This is a genomic window from Occultella kanbiaonis (assembly GCF_009708215.1).
GTDB classification, from domain to species: domain Bacteria; phylum Actinomycetota; class Actinomycetes; order Actinomycetales; family Beutenbergiaceae; genus Occultella; species Occultella kanbiaonis.
The window spans coordinates 118078-136611 of sequence record NZ_CP046175.1 but is presented as its reverse complement, the minus strand read 5'-3'; the positions used below and the strand labels follow the sequence as shown (position 1 = coordinate 136611).

Sequence of the window (18534 nt, the reverse complement as noted above, 5' to 3'; positions counted from 1 at the left end):
ACGTCTATACACGGTTCGCTTACATCGGCGGCGTCGTCGACGACAGTCAGCGGTGTGACAGCCGTAGATACGCGTGCAGACGCTCCCTCCCCCGCATCACGCGAGCCCGTGGCGTATGACTTCCGGCGCCCCACGGCGCTGGCAAGGGAGCAGTCACGGATCCTGGAGCTGGCATTCGAGACGTTCGCCCGCCAATGGGGGACACAGCTCACCGCCAAGGTTCGGGTGCGGTGCCGGGTCGAGCTCGACCAGGTCCGCCTGCAGACCTACGACGACTACACCGCGGGCCTGCCCACGCTGACCACGATGGTGCTCCTGGAACTGCCCGACGAGGCGCCGCGCGCGGTGATCCAGTTCCCGGTCGGTGCGGCGCTCACCTGGATCGGGCACATGCTCGGCGCCACCGCGGAGCAGGCTCCCGACGCCGAGCGGGAGCTGACCGCCCTGGAACAGAACCTCGTGCGCCGCCTGATGAGCGACGCCGTCGAGGACCTGCGGTACTCCCTCGGCGACCTGCTCGACGTCGCCCCGCTGGTGCGCTCGCTCCGCTTCAACGCCCAGTTCGCGCAGGCCGCCGGCCCGAACGAACCGATGGTCGTGGCCGCGTTCACGGTCACGTTCGGGGACCGCAGCTGCCCGGCCACGCTGGCGCTGCCCTCGGCGGCCCTGCTGCCCCAGCTCGGCGGGTCCGTCCCGAGCATCGCGGCGGACTCCGGCGATCTGATCGCCGGGGCGCTGGAGCTGGTGCCCCTGGAAGTGTCAGTCCGGCTCGCGCCCGTGCCGGTGCGGCCGGCGCAGATCCTCGACCTCACCGTCGGTGACCTGATCTCCGTCCCCCACCCCCGAACACGTCCCCTGGACGTCGCCGTCGACGATCGGGTGCTCGCCACCGCCGCCGTCGGGTCCACCGGTTCCCGGTTGGCCTGCGTCATCGTCACCACCGAGGAGTCCAACCGATGAGCACGACCACCGCACCCACCGCCACCCTCGACGCCGCCGCGGCCTTGACCGCGCTGCTGCCGATGCCCGTGTCGGGGGTCGAGATCCGGCCCGACGACCTCGCCGCCGACGGAGCCGCCACCGCGTACCTGGCCTCGTTCGTCGGTGCCACCTCCGCGGACGTGGCCCTCGTCCTCACCGACGAACTGCCCACCGACGGCGTGGTCTCCGGCGCCGACGTACTGCGCCCCGCGCTCGAGGCCGCGACCGCCACGCTCGGCGCCGGGATCCTCTCGGACGTCACCGAGGGCGACGCCGGCGACCTGCTCGCCACGCCGGACGTCGCGGTCTACGACCTGAACGCCCCGGACGGTCGCACGCTCGGCTGGTTCGCGATCCGGCTCCGCCCGAACGCCCGCCAGGCCGCGCGCCAGGGCACCGTGGACGCGACGGGCTCGCGCCCGGGCCGCATCGGCCGGATCAACGACGTGGAGATGACGCTCACCGTGGAGATCGGCCGCACCCGGATGAGCGTGCGGGACGTGCTGGACCTGGAGCCCGGCGGTGTCATCGAGCTCGACCGCTCCGCCGGCGCCCCGGCCGATCTGCTCCTGAACGGTCGGCTGATCGCGCACGGCGAGGTCGTCGTGGTCGACCAGGACTACGCGATCCGCGTCACCCAGATCCTGGACGCGACCGAGGCGCACTGATGGACTCGCTGCTGCTGGCCCTGCGGGTGGCCCTCTCCCTGGCGTGCGTGCTGGGCCTGATGTGGTTCGCCCAGCGCCGCCTCGGTCGGGCCAGGACCCGGCGCCACGGCGAGCTGGAGGTCGTGGCTCGCCAGAACCTGGGCGGCAAGGCGCAGGTGGTCCTGCTGGAGGCCGCGGGCAGCCGGTTCCTCCTCGGCGTCACCGAGCACCAGGTCAGCGTCCTGCACACCACCGACGCACCCGCGCAGCCGGTGTTCGAGGCGTCCCTGGCCCGCGCCGCGGACGACGCCGCCACGGACGAGCCCACCCTGCTGCCGGTGAACGCCCTCGAACCGGCGAAGGGCTGGGCAGCGGGCTCCCTGCTCGACACGGGCACCTGGAAGGCGGCCGCCGCGGCGGTCACCGGTAGGAACCGGGCCGCGTGAACACCGCCGCCGACGCGATGAACGGCGCCGCTCGGGTGCGCCGGCTCGTCCTGATCCTGCTCGCCGCCGTCACCTTGACCGTGGTGGTGTCCGTGCTGTTCGCCGGCGCCGCGCACGCCGACACCGCGCAACCCTCGGATCCGACCGTGCCCACCGCGCCCGCCGGTCCCGCCGGCCCGGGCGGCCCCGACGACACGAGCGATCCCGCGGGCGGTGTCTCGGTGTCCATCAACGGCCCGAACGACGCACCGAACGGCGCGATCGTCACGCTGCTCGCGGTCACGGTGCTGGCCGTCGCGCCGTCGCTGCTGCTCATGATGACGTCGTTCACGAAGATCTTCGTCGTGCTGGCGATGACCCGGAACGCGCTCGGGCTGACCACCGTGCCGCCGAACCAGGTGCTCGCCGGGCTGGCGCTGTTCCTGTCCCTGTTCATCATGGCGCCGGTGCTGAGCGAGATCAACGATGTCGCGCTGCAGCCCTACCTCGCCGGGGACATCCTGGTCAGCGACGCCTTCGACCTCGGCTCTGGCCCGCTGCGCGAGTTCATGCTCGCCCACACCCGCGAGGAGGACCTCGCGCTGATGACCCGGGCCGCCGGTGCCGAGAACCCGGAGACCACCGCGATGGTGCCGCTCACCACGCTCGTGCCCGCGTTCATGATCTCGGAGCTGCGGGCCGCCTTCATCATCGCGTTCGTCATCTTCGTCCCGTTCCTGATCATCGACCTGGTCACGTCCGCTGCCCTGATGAGCATGGGCATGATGATGTTGCCGCCGGTCATGATCTCGCTGCCGTTCAAGCTCCTGCTGTTCATCCTCGTGGACGGCTGGGGCCTGATCATCACGGCCCTGGTGTCCTCCTACCAGGTGACCTGACATGGATACCTCGGCCGTCCTGGACATCGCGGTGGATGCTCTCATCCTCGCCGCGAAGCTCTGCCTACCGATCCTCGTCACCGCCCTGGTGGTCGGGTTCGGGATCTCCCTGCTGCAGTCGATGACGCAGATCCAGGAGATCACCCTCTCCTTCGTGCCGAAGGCCGCCGCCGTGGCTGTCGCGCTCCTGGTCTGCGGGCACTGGATGATCGCCGAGCTGACCACCTTCACCACCGGTCTGTTCGACTCGATCCCCGGGCTCCTGGGCGGCGGGTGACGTGGGATTCGAACTGGATCAGGGATGGCTGGAAGCCGTGCTGCTCGCGACGGTGCGGGTGACCGCGTTCCTGTTCATCGCCCCACCGTTCGCGCACCGCGGGGTGCCGGCCCGGATCAAGGCGATGCTCGCCGTCGGGCTGGCCCTGGCGGTGTCCCCGGTGGTCACGGCCGGCTACGTCACCGGTGACCTGCCGGCGTTCCTGCTCAGCCTGGTGTCGCAACTGTTCATCGGCGCCGGCCTGGGCACGCTCGTCGCGGTGGTGTTCGCTGCGGTCCAGTCGGCCGGCGCTCTGATCGACCTGTTCGGCGGATTCCAGATGGCGCAGGCGTTCGACCCGGGGCTGCAGGTCTCGGCCGCACCGTTCGCCCGGCTCTACCAGTTCGCCGCGATCGTGCTGCTGTTCGCCTCGGACGGCTACCAGCTGATCCTGGCCGGCCTGGTCCGCACGTTCACCGCCCTTCCGCTCGGCGAGGCCTGGCCGGCCGCGGACCCGGCCGCCGCGCTGACCACCGCGGTGTCCCAGATGTTCGTCGCGGCCCTGCAGATCGCGGGCCCGATGATCGTGGTCCTCTTCCTCGCCGATGCCGGGCTCGGCCTGCTCACCCGGGTCGCCCCCGCCCTGAACGCGTTCGCGCTCGGCTTCCCGGTCAAGATCCTGCTCACCGTCTCCCTTGCGGCGACGGCGTTCCTGGCGCTGCCCCGGATCGTCGCCTCGCTGACGGACCAGGTCACCGACCTGCTCGTGGGGGTGGGCTGAGATGGCCGAGTCCGGTGGGCAGGAACGGTCGGAGAAGGCCACCGACAAGCGGATGAAGGAGGTCCGCGGTGACGGCTCCCTCGCCAAGTCCCAGGACCTGTCCGCGTGGCTGGGCATCGGCGCCGGCGCCCTGGTGCTGCCCTGGACGCTCACCCTTGGCACCGAGGCCGCCCGGGAGCAGATGGCGGCCGTCGAGCGCGTCATCGCAACACCCGATCCCGCCGTCGCCGTGGCGGCCCTGAGCGAAGGACTGGGCACGGTGCTGCCGACCCTCGTGCCCGTCCTCGCGGCGACCATCATCGCGGCGGTGGCGGGCGCCGTCGGGCAGGGTGGGATCCACCGGAAGAAGTTCAAGGTGTCGGCACAGTCCCTCGACCCGATCGCCGGTCTCAAGCGCACCTTCGGTCCGCAGGCGTTGTGGAACGGCGTGAAGGCGGCGCTGAAGACGGCGGTCGTCGCGGTGGTCCTGGTCGGCGCGGTGCAGTCCCTGATGCCGGTGCTGCTGTCCTCCGGCGGGCTCTCCCTGTCCGCGCTGCTCGGCGCGGCCGGCGGTGGGGTCACCTCGCTGCTGCGGGCGGCGGTGGCCGCCGGCCTGGTCCTGGCCGCCCTCGACGTCTTCATCATCATCCGGCGCAACCGGAAGAAGACCCGGATGACCAAGCGTGAGGTCAAGGACGAGAACAAGCAGAGCGACGGCGATCCGCTGATCAAGGGCGCGATCCGGTCCCGGCAGCTCGCCACGTCGCGGAACCGGATGATCGCCGCCATCGCGGACGCCGACGTGGTGCTCGTGAACCCCACCCACGTCGCGGTCGCGCTGCGCTACGAGCCCGGCCGGTCGGCGCCGCGGGTCGTCGCCAAGGGCTCGGGCCACGTCGCCACCCGGATCCGGGAGCGGGCCGTGGCCGACGGCGTCCCCCTGGTCGCGGACGTCCCGCTCGCCCGTGCGCTGCACGCCGCGTGCCGCCTCGGTGAGGAGATCCCGGTCGAGCTGTACGACTCCGTGGCCGCGATCCTCGCATTCGTGATGGCCCTGAAGCGGCGGGGTTCGGCGCCACCCGGCGCCGTCCACACGGTGCCGGCGGGGCGGCCCGCGTCGCCCACCCGGCCACCGGCGGCCACTCCGCCGGGCCGAACCACCCGAACCGTCCCGCCGACCCGCAGCCCGGTCGCCCCCAGCCAGTCACTACCCGCCTAGGAGAGCGCGATGAACCGCAACTACGCCCGCCTGGTCGTCCCGATCTTCGTCGTGGCGATCGTGCTCCTGCTCGTCGTCCCCGTGCCGGCGGCCCTCCTGGACGTGCTGTTCGTGGTGAACATCATCGGGGCCCTGGTGATCCTGCTCATCGCGATGTACGCGAAGAAGCCCCTGGACTTCTCGGTGTTCCCGTCCCTGCTGCTCGTGGCGACGCTGCTCCGGCTCGGCCTGAACGTCGCCTCCACCCGGCTCGTCCTGCGGGACGGCTACGCGGGGGCGATCATCGAGACGTTCGGCCACATCGTGGTCGGCGGCTCGATGATCATCGGCGCGGTCATCTTCTGCATCCTCGTCGTCATCCAGTTCGTGGTGATCACCAAGGGCGCCGAACGGGTCGCCGAGGTCGGCGCCCGGTTCACCCTCGATGCGATGCCCGGCAAGCAGATGGCGATCGACGCGGACCTGAACGCCGGGCTGATCACGGACGAGCAGGCGCGCGCCAGGCGCAGCGAGGTGGCCGCGGAGGCGGACTTCTACGGGGCCATGGACGGCGGGTCCAAGTTCGTCAAGGGCGACGCCATCGCCGGCATCATCATCATCTTCATCAACCTCATCGGTGGCTTCGCGATGGGCATGCTGCAGCGCGGCATGTCCGCGACGGACGCCCTCCAGACGTACTCGCTGCTCACCATCGGCGACGGCCTGGTCTCCCAGATCCCGGCCCTGCTGATGGCGGTCGCGACCGGCCTCATCGTGACCCGTTCGAACGCCGAGACCGACATGGGCACCGCCGCCGGCGCCCAGCTCACGCAGTCGCGCTCGGCCCTGATGATCGCCGGCGGCGCCGCCATCGCGTTGGCGATCATCCCGGGCATGCCGAAGCTCCCGTTCGTCCTCATCGGCGGCGTGCTGCTGCTCGCCGCCCAGCGGATCAAGGCCCGGGAGGAGGCGACCACCCGCGAGTCCACGCGGGCCGAGGCCGTGACGCAGGGTGCACCCAGGGACGAGACCGAGGACCTGATCGAGGCGATGCGGGTGCACGCCCTGGAGATCATGCTGGCCCCCGACCTGGTGGACCTCGTGTCCGGCAGCGCCGACGACCTGCTCGCCCGGGTCCGGGCGCTGCGCCGCAAGATCGCGATGGAGCTCGGCGTCGTGATCCCACCGGTCCGCACCCGGGACAGCCTCGAGCTTCCGGCCGCCACCTACGTGGTCCGGATCGCCGGGGTCGAGGTGGGCCGCGGGCACGCCCCGGCCGGGAAGGTGCTCGCCCTCGGGGAGGATCTCGGCTCGCTGCCGGGTACCCCGATCGTCGAGCCGGTGTTCGGGCTCGCCGGCAAGTGGATCCCCGTCGAGCTGCAGCACGCCGCCGAGCTGGCCGGAGCCACCGTCATCGACCGGGTCTCGGTGCTGGTCACCCACCTGTCCGCGCTCGTCACGGCCCACGCGGACCGGTTGCTCACCCGCGAGGACGTCCGGGTCCTGGTCGACTCCGTCCGCACGGTCAGCCCGTCGGCGGTCGACGAGCTCGTCCCGGGCGTGCTGTCCCTGGCGCAGGTGCAGCAGGTCCTGCAGGGGCTGCTCGTCGAGCAGGCACCGATCAACGACCTCCCCCGGATCCTCGAAGCGCTGACGCTGCGCGCCAGGGCGAGCACCGACCCGGAGCAGCTGGTCGAGGCGGCGCGGGCCGCCGTCGCCCCCGCGCTGGTGGCCCGGCACACCGCCGACGGGGTCCTGCGGGTCGTCACCATCGACCCGAGCCTTGAGCAGGCGATGCTGGAAGGGCTGCGTCCCGGTGAGGACGGCAGCCAGATCCTGCTCGACCCCGTCCAGATCGAGGCCGCGCTCACGTCCGTCGGCACGGAGATGACAGCGCTGGAGGCAACCGGGACCGAGGCCGTGCTCGTGTGCGCACCTCAGTTGCGTCCCGCCGTGCGCCGCCTGGTCGCGGCCCGGACACCGAAGGCGGCGGTCCTGTCCTACGGCGAGGTGACGTCGGCGTCCGTGGCGATCGAGACCGTGGGGGTGGTGCGTGGTGCAGCGACGCTTACGGCTGGAGGGTGAGAGCCTCGAGGACCTGCGGCTGCAGGCCCGGCGTCAGTTCCCGCGAGCCCGGATCGTGTCCGCGGAACGGGTTCGGGTGGGCGGCATCGCGGGCTTCCTCGCCCGGCAGCACTTCGAGCTGGTCCTGGAACTGCCCGACGGCGTCCGGTCCGGTCCGCAGGCCGGTGGCCTGGCCGCGTTGCTCGCCTCGGCCGAGGCCGAGGATGAGTCGATGCGAGGGGCGCCGCTGTCGACCGAGTCGCGGCGGTTCGCAGATCTCCTCGACGCCCTCACCCAGGAGGCCGAGGATGAGGCCGTGCCACTCGACCCCGTGGGTCCGCCCGACGAGGTCGACTCCGACGGGCCGGTCGGCACGATCGGCCCGATCGGCCCGGTCGGCACGCCCGGCCCACCGGCGGCGCCGCGGCTGCTACGCGGACCCGGGGACCTGGTGCTGGTGGTCGGGCCGGAGCGAGCGGCGCTCGAGGTCGGCGCCACCATGCTCGGCGCACTCGGGCTCGACGCCTCCGATCTGCTCCGTTCGGGAAGTTTCGACCGGGAGCCGGTCCAGCCGCTGGAGGCACGCAACCGCGCGACCCGGGCGCGCGCCGCGGGGGTGGAGGGCGGCCATGCCGCGGTGATCGTGGTCGGCCTGGGACACCATGGCACCGAACCGGAGGCCCAGGCGACGACGGTCCGCGCCCTCGCCGCAGATCAGGTGTGGCTGGTGGTCGACGCCGGCCGCAAGGCGGACGACACCGACCGGTACGTGCGGGACGTACGCGCGGCCATGGTGGTCGACGCCGTCGCCGTGGAGGGGGCGGGCGCCACCGCCACCCCGGAGACGGTCACCCGACTCGACGTGCCGATCGGCTGGGTGGACGGCGCAGCCTTGTCCGATTCCCCGAAGGGGCTCGCCAGTGTCTATACATTGGAGTAGGGTGACCACGTGCTTGTACTCACGCGGAAGGCCGGCGAGCAGATCGTCATCGGCAACGACATCACGATCACGCTCATCGAGGTGCGCGGCGGCGACGTCCGGATCGGCATCGATGCGCCACGGTCCGTGACGGTCCACCGCGTCGAGGTACTCGAGGCCGTCTCGGCCGCCAACCTCTCCGCAGCACACGCCTCCGCGGCAGATGAGGACCGGATCCGCGCCCTGCTCGCACCCGCGAGTACGGCAGGCAGCACAGAACCTCCAGACGACGTCTAGACGAACAGGGTGGACATGGCACACTTCGTACCGCGGCCCGGGCCCAGTGCGGGCCTGAACCAGCGCAGCGCGCTCCAGGCGCTCATCGCCGCGATGGCGGTCGGGCTGGACCCCTACGACGTGCAGGGCCTGACGCTGGCGCAGAAGGAGCTCCTGGCGGACATCGTGGATGCGGAGCACAAGGCTGCCGATCGCGCCGACGGTATCGAACCCGGACACCCGCTGGCGTACGAGCCGGAGTGGCGGTGGTGGCGAGAGTCCGTGCTGCCGCCGGCCCAGGCCACGGCGCGGGTGGGCTGAGCCGGCCACCAGGCCGTGCAGGGCAGCCTCGTTGGAGAACTCGCTGGTGGCCGGCGCCGCCCGGGCGCCGGTTCGTCAGCGAAGCAGGAGTTGGGCAGCCAGTGCGAACATCATGAGCGCGATGACGGCATCGAGAACACGCCATGAGCTCCGCCGTCGGAACAACGGGACGAGCAGCCGCGCGCCGAGGCCGAGCGCGGTGAACCACAGCACGGATCCGGTCATCGCGCCGAGCGCGAACCACCAGCGGTCGTCACCGTGCGTGGCGGACATCGAGCCGAGGAGCACCACGGTGTCGAGGTAGACGTGCGGGTTGAGCCAGGTGAGCGCGAGTGCGGTAGCCAGTACGCCGGCCCAACCCGGGGCGCGGCCCTCCCCCTGTTCCCGCATCGACTCGCCCCGCCACGCGCGTAGCGCCGCGCGGATGCCGTATCCGATGAGGAACGCCGCGCCGCCCCAACGGACGATCTCCAGCGCCACCGGCGCGTGGGTCACGAGGGCACCCAGACCGGCCACCCCGGCCGCGATCAGCACGGCATCGGAGGCAGCGCACACCGCGATCACGAGAAGGACGTGGCGGCGCGCCAGACCCTGTCGGAGCACGAAGGCGTTCTGAGCACCGATCGCGATGATGAGGGAGAGACCGGCAGCGAGGCCGGACAACAGAGGTAGCACGCGAGCACGCTAAGCCTGGCATGGTTCAGAAGGACAGTTCACGTTCCTGCTGCTACATAAGATGTCCTTCATGAGAGCGATGACCGCCGAAGCAGCCCGAACGATCATCGCGATCGCTGAGGCGGGCACGCTCGAAGGCGCTGCCAGGGCGCTGCACGTGACACCATCAGCCGTCAGCCAACGGGTCCGCGCGCTCGAGGCCGAGCTGGGGCGGCCCGTGCTGCACCGCACCCGACCGATCGAACTGACCGACGCCGGTCTCGCGGTGCTGCGATTCGCGCGGCAGCTCGAGCAGCTGACCGTGGACCTGCAGGCCGAACTGTCTCCGGAGACGACCGGGCCGGAACCACTCACGATCGTGGTCAACTCCGACTCGCTGCACACCTGGGCGCTGCCGCCGCTGGCCGGGCTGGTCGACCGCGTGTACCTCGAGATCCTGCGCGAGGACGAGGAGCACTCGCTGACGCTGCTGCGCGAGGGCGCTGCGTCCGGTGCGGTGACAGCCGAGGCCGACCCGGTCCCCGGTTGCTCGGTCGAGCAACTCGGAGTGATGCGCTATCTCGCGGTGTGCGAGCCCGCGTACGCCGAACGGTGGTTCAGCGGCGGGATCGACTCCACGTCGCTCGCGGCCGCCCCGAGCGTGAGCTACGACCGCAAGGACAACCTGCAGCGACGGTGCCTGCGGCGCCTCACGCCGACGCAGGTCGAGCCGCCGACGCACTACGTGCCCGCGTCCGCCGAGTTCGCTGATGCCATCCGGCTCGGCATGGGGTGGGGCATGGTGCCCGAGATCGAGTGCCGTGAGGAGGTACGCGTCGGTGACCTGGTCCACCTGAGCGAGCGCGCCGTCGCCGACGTCCCACTGTATTGGCAGCAATGGCGCCGATCCTCTGCCGTGCTCCGCGAGGTCGGCGAAACGCTCCACGAGGCGGCGCAGGCGCTGCTGCGCTGATTCCGCGAAACTCCGGCGGCGACACGCGGGTGAGACACGACAGCTCGTTCCCGCGCAACGGTCCGCAAGCCGGGGCTGGCGATCAGAACGCGCCGTGCCAGGCGATCAGGTCCGCGGCGAAGCCCTGCACCGGACCATCGAACTCCAAAGAACCGAGGGCATCGGCTCCGAACAATCGCGCGTCCCCCGCGAGTCCGGCGAGCCAGTCCTCGAGCTCGACCGCTTCGGCAACCGCCGGTGACTGCGTGACCCGCCGATCGGCACGATCACACACCTCCGCAACTACAGACATCCTTCCACCCTCCAGGCCATGACAGGCGGCCCTCCCCGGCCGCGCAAGACACACATTCGCCGGAACCGACTCGAACCGTCAACAACCCGCAATACTTTCTGTGACCGTTCTGTGACCTTCTGCCCACCGGTCACAGAACAGCCCCCGCACCGGTGTCGATGCGGGGGCTCTGGGGTTCTGCACGGGCTGGTCGCCGGTGAGGTCAGCGCTGGCGCGGCGCCTTGTACGCGACCTGTGCGCCGGGCGAGGAGTTGGCGTACGCCTGCAGGGCCTGGGTGACCACGTCGGTGACGGTCACGCCCTCCATGTCCGCCTTGGCCCGCACGAACGCGAGCAGCCGCGGGGGCAGCCGGCACGCCCACGGCACGAGGAGGGCATCCGCGGGTGGCAGCTCGTCCGGCACCGTGGCGCCCTTGCGCCCGTGGGACAGCTGTACCCGGGCGATCCGTCTGGCGACCGCGAGCGCTTCATCGGGCGCGATGGGAGCGCCGCCGTAGCGCATCGGCAACTGCTCGAACTCGCCCGGAAGGGCCTCTATCGTCGCGGCATCCGCCGCTGGCGTCTCATTCATGAACTGCGCCTTCACCTGGGCCCGTTGCTGGTGTACCTGACGCACCCCCGGCGCGAACCGAGGGCGGCGTTATCCGCACCCAGTACTCTATCGTCCCCACGGATGACTAGACAAACGAATCGCGTTCTGGTCATCGGGTCCGCCCCGAACTCCTGTCATTCCAGGGCAAAGTCACGTCGCGGCCGACGAACTCCGGGCTCGCGACGTCTGACGTGGCGTCAGACCACCGCCGGCCCCGCGCGGCGCGGGCAGGCGCGTGTGGCAGACGTCATACGCGGACTCCACACAGAAGGGCGCCGGGCCGCTACTATGTCGCTGGCAGATGGTGTATGGCCAGTCGGTTCGGGGGAACGACGCTGGTCCGCGCACCACGTGTCCGGTACATCGATCGTTGACGCCCTGTCCCCCTCCACGCACTTCTTCTCGTTCGAGGGTTCTCCGATGACCGATCGTCGCAGGCAAGCCATTCTCGCTGCCGCGCTCTCCATCGGCGACCTCACCGACGACACGATGCCCGCCGTCGCGCCCATCGACACCCAGCAGTCGATCTTCGAGATGGCCGGCATCCAGCTCGAGCACACCCTCGGCCAGTTGCGGCCGCACAGCCAGGTGCCCGCCTGGGCCGGCGCCGTGGAGCAGGAGCTCATCGCCGCGCACGATCGTGAGCCGGACCTGATCCACTCGGCGTTCCCGTGGTTCGACCGCTGGTACGACGGGCCCGCGGCCTACCGGTCGCCGCTCCTGCACAAGTTCGCCCATCACCTCGGTAACGCGGTCCGCTCCGAGCGCCTGCTGCGCACCGGAGCCCTCGGTCAGTTCCTGCAGGAGTGCGTGGGCAGCCTGCTTCGTCGTCGTCGCGGCTTCCACACGCTGTTCCTCGACGAGGCCCCTGCGGCTCGAGTGGCCCGGATCGATGCCCTCCGGCTGCGCGAGGAGGTGCCCTCGCTCGAGCTGCTCACCCTTGACCTGCTGTGGCACTGGCGCGACCAGGTCCAGCTCCAGGCGACCCGCGCTCGGATCGATCGGATCGTCCTGTACCGGACGATCACCCTGACCGGCCCCGCAGCGGAGTGGGCGCTGGCCGAGGGCCGGCAGATGTTGGCCAACGGCGACCACAACCCACTCCGGCACGCACAGCACCATCTCGTGTTCACGCCACTGGCCCGCTGGACGATGTCCCGCTGGGAGGCCACCCAGGAGGGTCTCAAGCTCGGGCGTCGCGGTCAGGTGGTCCTGGAGGTGGAGCTCCCGATCCGGTCGGTCTGGGCGCCGTCCTCGGCCGACCCGGTCGCGTTCGTCGCCTCACCGGTGCCACCCCGCCCGGCCAGCCCCGACTTCCCGCTCGTCACAGCGGAGGAGTCCTGGCGGCTGATCGGCGTCGACATCCTCTGACCCGGTGACGGCCCGCTGAGGTCGACGCGCCCGCTCGCCGATCGCCGTGCGGCAGGATGGCGGTCATGCGCTACGGATTCCACACCGGGTACTGGGCCGCCGGACCGCCGGCCGGAGCCGCCGAAGCGGTCCTTGCCGCCGACAGGTTCGGCTTCGACTCCGTCTGGACGGCCGAGTCCTACGGCTCGGACGCATTGACCCCGCTCGCCTGGTGGGGCGCAGCGACGAGCAGGGTCCGGCTCGGGACCGGCATCATGCAGATGTCCGCCCGCACCCCGACGGCGACGGCGATGGCGGCGCTGACCATGGACCACCTCTCCGGCGGCCGGTTCGTGCTCGGCATCGGCGCATCCGGACCGCAGGTCGTGGAGGGTTGGTACGGCCAGCCGTACCCCAAGCCGCTCGCCCGCACCCGGGAGTACCTGGACATCGTCCGGCAGGTGCTGCGCCGGGAGGGCCCGGTCACCTACGCCGGTACGCACTACCGACTGCCGGTCGACGGCGGAACCGGGCAGGGCAAGGCGCTGCGGTCCACGGTCCACCCGTTGCGAGCCGATCTGCCGATCCACCTCGCCGCACAGGGGCCGAGGAACACCGCGCTCGCCGCGGAGGTCGCTGATGGCTGGCTGCCCGCGTTCGTGTCACCGAAGCTGGACGCGACCTACCGCGAGCACCTCGCGGACGGGTTCGCGGCCCGCTCACCCGAGCTGACGCCGTCGGAGTCCTTCGAGGTGTGCGCGAGCGTGCCGGTGGCCCTCGGACGTGACCTCGAGAGCGCCGCGGACCACATCCGCCCGCACCTGGCCCTCTACATCGGCGGGATGGGCTCGGCGACCACGAACTTCCACCGGGACGCGATCGAGCGGCTCGGCTACACGCAGGAGTGCGCGGAGGTGCAGCGCCGGTACGCAGCCGGGGACAAGGCCGGCGCCGCGGCCGCGATCCCGCTCGAGCTGGTCCTCGACGTTGCGCTGGTGGGCCCGCCCGCCGCGATCCGCGAGCAGCTGGCGGCCTGGGAGTCGAGCGTGGTCACCACGCTGATCCTGCAGACCGATCCACGGCTGCTACCCGCGTTGGCCGAGGTGCTGGGACTCACTGGGGACTGACCGCGCGATGGCGCAGCATCCGATTGCGATGTGACGGACGGGCTCGTCCCGGGGAGGTAGAGGTGACAGCAGGGTTTCGTCCCCAAGGGTGAGGTGGGCCGCCGGATGACCGACGAAGACCGGTTCGATCGTCTCTACGAGGCGCATCGGCCCGACCTGGAGAGGTTCGTCCGCCGACGGATGCCACCGGCGCAGGTCGAGGACATCGTGGCCGAGACCTTCCTGGTGGCCTGGCGGCGCCTCGACGACGTACCCGGCGAGCCACGGCCGTGGCTCTTCGGGATCGCCCGCAACCTCATGCTCCGCAGCATGCGCTCGTCGGGCCGGTGGCACGCCCTGCAGGTACGGCTCGCGGCACAACCCCGAGTGCTGTCCGAGGACCTCGCCAGCAGTGTCGCCACGCGGACCGACCTCGCTCGCGCCTGGGCGAAACTCAGCGCGGGCGAGCAGGAGGTCCTCGCCCTGGTGGCCTGGGACGGGCTGACCACCAACGAGGCCGCAGCGGTCCTCGGCTGCCAGGTCGGCACGTTCCGGATGCGCCTGATGCGGACCCGGCGGCACCTCCTGCACATCCTCGACCGGCTGCCGCCCGTCGAGGCACGACCCACACGGCCAGTCACCAACGGAGCCCTCTCATGAACAGCACCGATACGTTCCTGAACCGACTCGCCGTCCTCGACCCGGCCACCGCGTCGACACCGACCGACCCGGAGACCATCGAGGGCACCCGGCTGTGGGTGCTCGACCACGACCGGGCGACTCCGGGGGCACCTGCCGTCGCCGGCGTGAGCGACCTCGTTGTGCGACTCCAGGAGGAACCCGTCGCTCCCAAGGTGCGACGGAGCCACCCCGGGCGTCGCCGGGTCGCCCTCATCGGTGCGGCGGTCGCGCTCGTCCTCGGGGTTGTGGGGGTGTTGCCGGGCGTCCTTCCCGGCGGCGGCACCACCACACCGCCGGCCGCGGCGCTCCCGATGCTGGCGTACTCGGAGCCGGACGGTGTCGACGGGCCGACCGGGCTGCGCGAACTCGCGGACCAGCTGCGCTCGGCTGCGGCACCAGCCGAGTCAGGACGGTACTTCTTCGAGCACCGCCAGTACGTCGGCTATGCGATGCACGAGGTGGAGGTGTCAGAGGGCTACTGGGAGGTCGACCGCCTGATCCCGATCGTGGACCAGTCCTACCGCTGGTACCGGACCGCGGATCTCTCCGGCGGGCAGCTGTACCTCCGCGACGGCGAGACCCCCGAGACCCACGAGATCCTGCTCGCCCCGGGCGAAGGTGCCCCGTACCCGTCCGAGGTGCCGGACTCACCGCAGTCGATCTACGACGCGGTCATGCTGAACAACGACCAGCATCAGCGCTTCCCCGGTCATTACCTGATCGACGCGTACAACGGCCAGGCGAACGCACTCAGCCAGGCGGACCGTGCGACCTTCCTGGAAGCGATAGCGCTTGCCGGGGACGTCACGTCCTACGGGCACGTCACCGACCGCGAGGGCCGGGACGGGATCGCGTTCGGTGCCGCCCGCTTCGAGGACAACGAGGGCGAGAGCGTCGAGATCGAGTCGATCCTGATCCTCGACCCGGACACCGGGAAGGTCCTCGAGGTGGAGACCGTCTGGGCGAACGACCTCCCGGGTGCACCGGACGTCGTGGAGGAGTACGACCTCGTGGTCGACTCCCGGTACACGGACACACTGCCGGCCTGCGGGAGCGTCACGTGCCCCGGCGCCGCCGACGCCGGCTGACGCGTCAGGCCGACCCGCCGGTGATCCCGTCGAGCAGCGCGAGCTCGGACTCGCTCAGCTCGAGCGCGCCCGCCGCCACGTTCTCCTCGAGGTGCGCGACGTTGCCGGTGCCGGGGATCGCGAGCACGTGCGGGCCGCGGTGCAGCGTCCAGGCCAGGCGCACCTGGGCCGCGGTGGCGCCGTGGGCGGCGGCGACCGCGGCGATCTGCGCCGTTCCGGTCTCGTCGGCCGCGTCGTGCGGGCTGGTGCCGGGCACCACGGCCGCGACGGCGAAGAACGGCACGAACGCGATCCCGAGTTCACCGCACAGGGTCAGCAGGGCGTCGTCCGCGCGGTTGGTCAGGCCGTACTGGTTCTGCACGCACACGATCGGGGAGACCGTCAGGGCCTCGGTCAGCTGCTCGGCGGTGATGTTGGAGATACCGAGGTGCCGGATCAGGCCGGCGTCGCGCAGTTCCGCGAGCGCGCCGACATGGTCGGCGACCGGTCCCGCCTCGGTCGTCATGCCGGAACCCCACCGGAGGTTGACCACGTCGAGGTGGTCGAGGCCGAGCTCGCGGATGTTCTCCTCCACCTGGCCGCGGAGCTGCTCGGGGCGCGCGTACGGCTCGAAGCCGCCGTCTCGCGAACGGCTCGCGCCGACCTTGGTGGTGATCACGAGGTCGTCGGGGTAGGGCTGCAGGGCGGCGCCGATGAGCTCGTTCGCCGACCGGGTCGGGACGAAGTAGAAGGCGGAGGTGTCGATGTGGTTCACGCCGAGCTCGACGGCGCGGCGCAGCACGGCGATGGCGCCGTCGCGGTCCCGGGGCGCCGGGTCCCACGGCATGCCGGTGAGGCGCATCGCGCCGAGGCCGATCCGGTTGATGGTCCGGTCGCCCAGCTGCCAGGTGCCGGCAGCCGCGGCGTGTGGGGCGGACGGGATCGCGGTGTTCGGGGCTGCGGTGTTCGTGGTCATGGAGATAGCCTTGCGCGGCGCCGGCCCGCTTCGGACCCGCTGGCAGGTTGCTGCCGATCCTTGGCAGGATGCTGCCGGCGAGCAAGAATCGGTGTATGCAGACCGGTGAGGCCGTCACGCTCGTACACGGCGAGGAGGAGTTGCTCGCCCGGACGAGGCATCTGTTCGAGACGGCGACCGACGTGGCATGCGCGGCGAACGACCTCGGCACCTGGACGATGAGGCAGGAGCCGGAGTGGCTCGACACCGCGGCACTGTCGCGGCGGGGCGAGGTCCGGGTCCGCAAGATCTTCCGGCCCGGGATGCTGCTCGACCCGGTGTCCGCGCAGCAGGTGGCCACGGCCCGGGACCGGCACCGTGCCCAGATCCGCATCACCACCGAGGACATCAACGAGACCATCATCTTCGACAGGCGGCTCGCGATCCTCGCCGGTGACGTCAGGGCCGGCCGGCGCAGCTACAGCGTGATCACCCAGCCCGAGGTGGTGCAGGGCGTCACGTCACTGTTCGAGGCCGCCTGGGTTTCCGCGACGGATCTCGCTCTCTACGACGCCCGGATCGCCGAGGTACGCGAACTCGCTCCCCGGGTGCTCGACCTCCTCGCGCAGGGGGCCAAGGACGAGTCCGCGGCCAGGATCCTCGGGCTCGGCGTGCGGACCTATCGGCGAAGGGTGGCCGAACTCATGGACGCCCTCGGCGCGGAGTCCCGGTTCCAGGCGGGCGTGCGGGCACGGGAACTGGGTCTCGTCTGAAGGACCGATGAGAAGTGGCGAGGACGCGAGTCCATAGGCTCTGAGTCGGCACGGTGCCGTCCTCCCACGACGATCCAAGGAGTTCCACATGTCCTTCCAGGCCTACCTCGACACCATCGAGGACAAGACCGGGCACACCCCGCGCGAACTTCTCGCGATCGCCGAGGCGAAGGGCATCACCGCGGGTTCGAAGGCCGGTGACGTCGTCACCTGGCTGGCCGACGACTACGGCCTTGGCCGTGGGCACTCGATGGCCCTGTGGCACGTGATCAAGAACGGGCCGCAGATCAGCAGCAAGCACGTCGACACCACCGGGACCCACCGGGACGCGTCCGACACCCTCTGGCTGGACGGGAAGGCGACGCGGCCCACACCGGCCTGACCGGACCCGGCCGCGGTGGCCTAATCCGGCGGATCGAGCAGCGCCTGTGCCGCCTCGCGGTGCTCGGGACGGCCGGTGGTCAGTGCGAACAGGCCGTACCCGACGGGCCCGAACGCGTGCAGCTCCGTGCACTGCTCGGCGAGCCGCGGCCAGGTCCGCCCGCCCGCCTCCCGGTAGGTCTCGAGCGTGAGGTCGAAGGTCTCCGGCGGGGCCGTCATCTGCTGCAGCATCAGATCACGGGCCGGGTCGCCGACGCCGCCCGTCGTCCAGTCCAGCACGCCGGTGATCCGCTCGTCCGGGTCCAGCAGCACGTGAGCCTGGTACAGCTCGCCGTGGCTGAACACGGTCCAGGTGGGCCAGAGCGAGTCGTCGGCGAGCCACCGCTCCCACCTGCTGCGTAGTTCGGTGGCGATTGCGAACTCGGCCGCCACCCGTTCGTACTCCGCGCGACGCTCGGCCCGGACCCCCTCCGGGCCGGGCGTCTCGATCCCGGCCGCTCCGGCCTCGGCGATGGGGATCGCGTGCAGCGCGGCCAGCAGCCGTCCGATCTCGACGGCGTAGGTCGCCGACGCCACGTCCATGTGCCACACCGGCTCCCCGGCGTCGTCGAGGGTGAGGCCGGGCGAGCCGGGCAGCTGCGGGTAGGCGATCAGGTCCTCGCCCGCGATCCGCCAGTCCGGCACCGCGACGGGCAGGTGCCGCCGCGCCACCGCCAGGACCGCGGACTCGCGGGCGATCGACGCGGCCATGTCGCCGCGGCGCGGGATCCGCAGAACCCAGGCGACGCCGTCGGGCGTGGTCGCGTAGGCGACCCGGAAGTCCAGCCCGGCCTCGTTGAGGCGAACCGATCCGGGTTCGATCGTCAGGCCGTGCCTGGCTGCGAGCGCCGCGATCGACGCCGGGCTGGTGGGGTTGTCGGCGGGCATCGGGCCAGCCTGGCACAGCCCGTGGCGCTCCGGCGCC

At 71.4% G+C, this 18534-nt stretch carries 23 protein-coding genes; 18 read left to right on the top strand and 5 right to left on the bottom strand.

Features of this window, described 5'->3' with window-relative positions; all coding sequences use genetic code 11:
• Positions 1–108: 108 nt before the first annotated feature.
• The 11 genes from GKS42_RS00605 to GKS42_RS00555 are packed head-to-tail and all read left to right on the top strand — an operon-like array spanning position 109 to position 8746.
• Positions 109–960 (top strand): flagellar motor switch protein FliM, encoded by an 852-nt coding sequence (locus GKS42_RS00605; protein WP_232847865.1) that lies wholly within the window; start codon positions 109–111, stop codon positions 958–960.
• Positions 957–1649, top strand: coding sequence for a flagellar motor switch protein FliN (fliN, locus tag GKS42_RS00600; protein WP_154792072.1), 693 nt, complete (start codon positions 957–959; stop codon positions 1647–1649). The genes GKS42_RS00605 and fliN overlap by 4 nt, the downstream gene beginning before the upstream one ends.
• Entirely contained in the window at positions 1649–2074 is a 426-nt protein-coding gene (gene fliO / locus GKS42_RS00595) for a flagellar biosynthetic protein FliO (protein ID WP_154792071.1), read from the top strand. The genes fliN and fliO overlap by 1 nt, the downstream gene beginning before the upstream one ends.
• 17 nt (positions 2075–2091) lie before the next feature.
• On the top strand, positions 2092–2952 hold the full coding sequence (gene fliP / locus GKS42_RS00590; RefSeq protein ID WP_154796463.1) for a flagellar type III secretion system pore protein FliP: 861 nt from the start codon (positions 2092–2094) through the stop codon (positions 2950–2952).
• Between the two features lies 1 nt (position 2953).
• Positions 2954–3229 carry a flagellar biosynthesis protein FliQ gene (gene fliQ / locus GKS42_RS00585; RefSeq protein WP_154792070.1) on the top strand — a complete coding sequence of 92 codons (276 nt, stop codon included), beginning with the start codon at positions 2954–2956 and terminating at the stop codon, positions 3227–3229.
• 1 nt (position 3230) lies between these two features.
• Positions 3231–3989 carry a flagellar biosynthetic protein FliR gene (locus GKS42_RS00580; RefSeq protein WP_154792069.1) on the top strand — a complete coding sequence of 253 codons (759 nt, stop codon included), beginning with the start codon at positions 3231–3233 and terminating at the stop codon, positions 3987–3989.
• A 1-nt stretch (position 3990) separates the two neighbouring features.
• Positions 3991–5187, top strand: coding sequence for an EscU/YscU/HrcU family type III secretion system export apparatus switch protein (locus tag GKS42_RS00575; RefSeq protein WP_154792068.1), 1197 nt, complete (start codon positions 3991–3993; stop codon positions 5185–5187).
• Between the two features lie 9 nt (positions 5188–5196).
• Positions 5197–7251, top strand: a complete 2055-nt coding sequence (locus GKS42_RS00570) for a flagellar biosynthesis protein FlhA (RefSeq protein WP_154792067.1) — start codon at positions 5197–5199, stop codon at positions 7249–7251.
• Positions 7223–8170, top strand: coding sequence for a hypothetical protein (locus GKS42_RS00565; RefSeq protein ID WP_154792066.1), 948 nt, complete (start codon positions 7223–7225; stop codon positions 8168–8170). The genes GKS42_RS00570 and GKS42_RS00565 overlap by 29 nt, the downstream gene beginning before the upstream one ends.
• Positions 8171–8179: 9 nt before the next feature.
• On the top strand, positions 8180–8446 hold the full coding sequence (gene csrA, locus GKS42_RS00560; RefSeq protein ID WP_154792065.1) for a carbon storage regulator CsrA: 267 nt from the start codon (positions 8180–8182) through the stop codon (positions 8444–8446).
• A gap of 15 nt (positions 8447–8461) precedes the next feature.
• Entirely contained in the window at positions 8462–8746 is a 285-nt protein-coding gene (locus GKS42_RS00555) for a hypothetical protein (RefSeq protein WP_154792064.1), read from the top strand.
• Between the two features lie 75 nt (positions 8747–8821).
• Here the strand turns inward: GKS42_RS00555 and GKS42_RS00550 are convergent, their stop codons facing one another.
• Positions 8822–9421: a LysE/ArgO family amino acid transporter gene (locus GKS42_RS00550; protein WP_154792063.1), complete on the bottom strand. Its 600-nt coding sequence runs from the start codon at positions 9419–9421 to the stop codon at positions 8822–8824.
• A gap of 70 nt (positions 9422–9491) precedes the next feature.
• Here GKS42_RS00550 and GKS42_RS00545 point away from each other — a divergent pair, with 70 nt between their 5' ends.
• Positions 9492–10373, top strand: coding sequence for a LysR family transcriptional regulator ArgP (locus tag GKS42_RS00545; RefSeq protein ID WP_154792062.1), 882 nt, complete (start codon positions 9492–9494; stop codon positions 10371–10373).
• 82 nt (positions 10374–10455) lie between these two features.
• Here GKS42_RS00545 and GKS42_RS00540 read toward each other — a convergent pair whose 3' ends face one another.
• A complete protein-coding gene (locus GKS42_RS00540; RefSeq protein ID WP_154792061.1) occupies positions 10456–10665 on the bottom strand; it encodes a hypothetical protein in 210 nt (69 codons plus the stop codon).
• 202 nt (positions 10666–10867) lie between these two features.
• Positions 10868–11236 (bottom strand): hypothetical protein, encoded by a 369-nt coding sequence (locus tag GKS42_RS00535; protein ID WP_154792060.1) that lies wholly within the window; start codon positions 11234–11236, stop codon positions 10868–10870.
• 441 nt (positions 11237–11677) lie between these two features.
• Between GKS42_RS00535 and GKS42_RS00530 the strand changes: the two genes are divergently transcribed.
• The 4 genes from GKS42_RS00530 (at position 11678) to GKS42_RS00515 (ending at position 15482) form a co-directional block, all read left to right on the top strand.
• Entirely contained in the window at positions 11678–12628 is a 951-nt protein-coding gene (locus GKS42_RS00530) for a hypothetical protein (RefSeq protein WP_154792059.1), read from the top strand.
• A 65-nt stretch (positions 12629–12693) separates the two neighbouring features.
• The gene (locus GKS42_RS00525) at positions 12694–13734 is read left to right on the top strand and encodes an LLM class F420-dependent oxidoreductase (RefSeq protein ID WP_154792058.1); all 1041 of its coding nucleotides are present in this window, start codon (positions 12694–12696) and stop codon (positions 13732–13734) included.
• Between the two features lie 105 nt (positions 13735–13839).
• Positions 13840–14373, top strand: a complete 534-nt coding sequence (locus tag GKS42_RS00520) for an RNA polymerase sigma factor (protein WP_154792057.1) — start codon at positions 13840–13842, stop codon at positions 14371–14373.
• Positions 14370–15482 carry a hypothetical protein gene (locus tag GKS42_RS00515; RefSeq protein WP_154792056.1) on the top strand — a complete coding sequence of 371 codons (1113 nt, stop codon included), beginning with the start codon at positions 14370–14372 and terminating at the stop codon, positions 15480–15482. The genes GKS42_RS00520 and GKS42_RS00515 overlap by 4 nt, the downstream gene beginning before the upstream one ends.
• Before the next feature lie 4 nt (positions 15483–15486).
• On the opposite strand, the gene GKS42_RS00510 is transcribed toward GKS42_RS00515, so the two are convergent.
• Complete coding sequence (locus GKS42_RS00510) at positions 15487–16437, bottom strand: oxidoreductase (protein WP_154792055.1); 951 nt, start codon at positions 16435–16437, stop codon at positions 15487–15489.
• Between the two features lie 95 nt (positions 16438–16532).
• On the opposite strand from GKS42_RS00510, the gene GKS42_RS00505 reads away from it, so the two are divergent.
• Positions 16533–17189: a helix-turn-helix domain-containing protein gene (locus tag GKS42_RS00505; RefSeq protein ID WP_154792054.1), complete on the top strand. Its 657-nt coding sequence runs from the start codon at positions 16533–16535 to the stop codon at positions 17187–17189.
• 88 nt (positions 17190–17277) lie between these two features.
• Positions 17278–17571, top strand: coding sequence for a DUF4287 domain-containing protein (locus GKS42_RS00500; RefSeq protein ID WP_154792053.1), 294 nt, complete (start codon positions 17278–17280; stop codon positions 17569–17571).
• A 20-nt stretch (positions 17572–17591) separates the two neighbouring features.
• Here the strand turns inward: GKS42_RS00500 and GKS42_RS00495 are convergent, their stop codons facing one another.
• Positions 17592–18497: a macrolide 2'-phosphotransferase gene (locus tag GKS42_RS00495; protein WP_154792052.1), complete on the bottom strand. Its 906-nt coding sequence runs from the start codon at positions 18495–18497 to the stop codon at positions 17592–17594.
• Between the last annotated feature and the right edge of the window lie 37 nt (positions 18498–18534).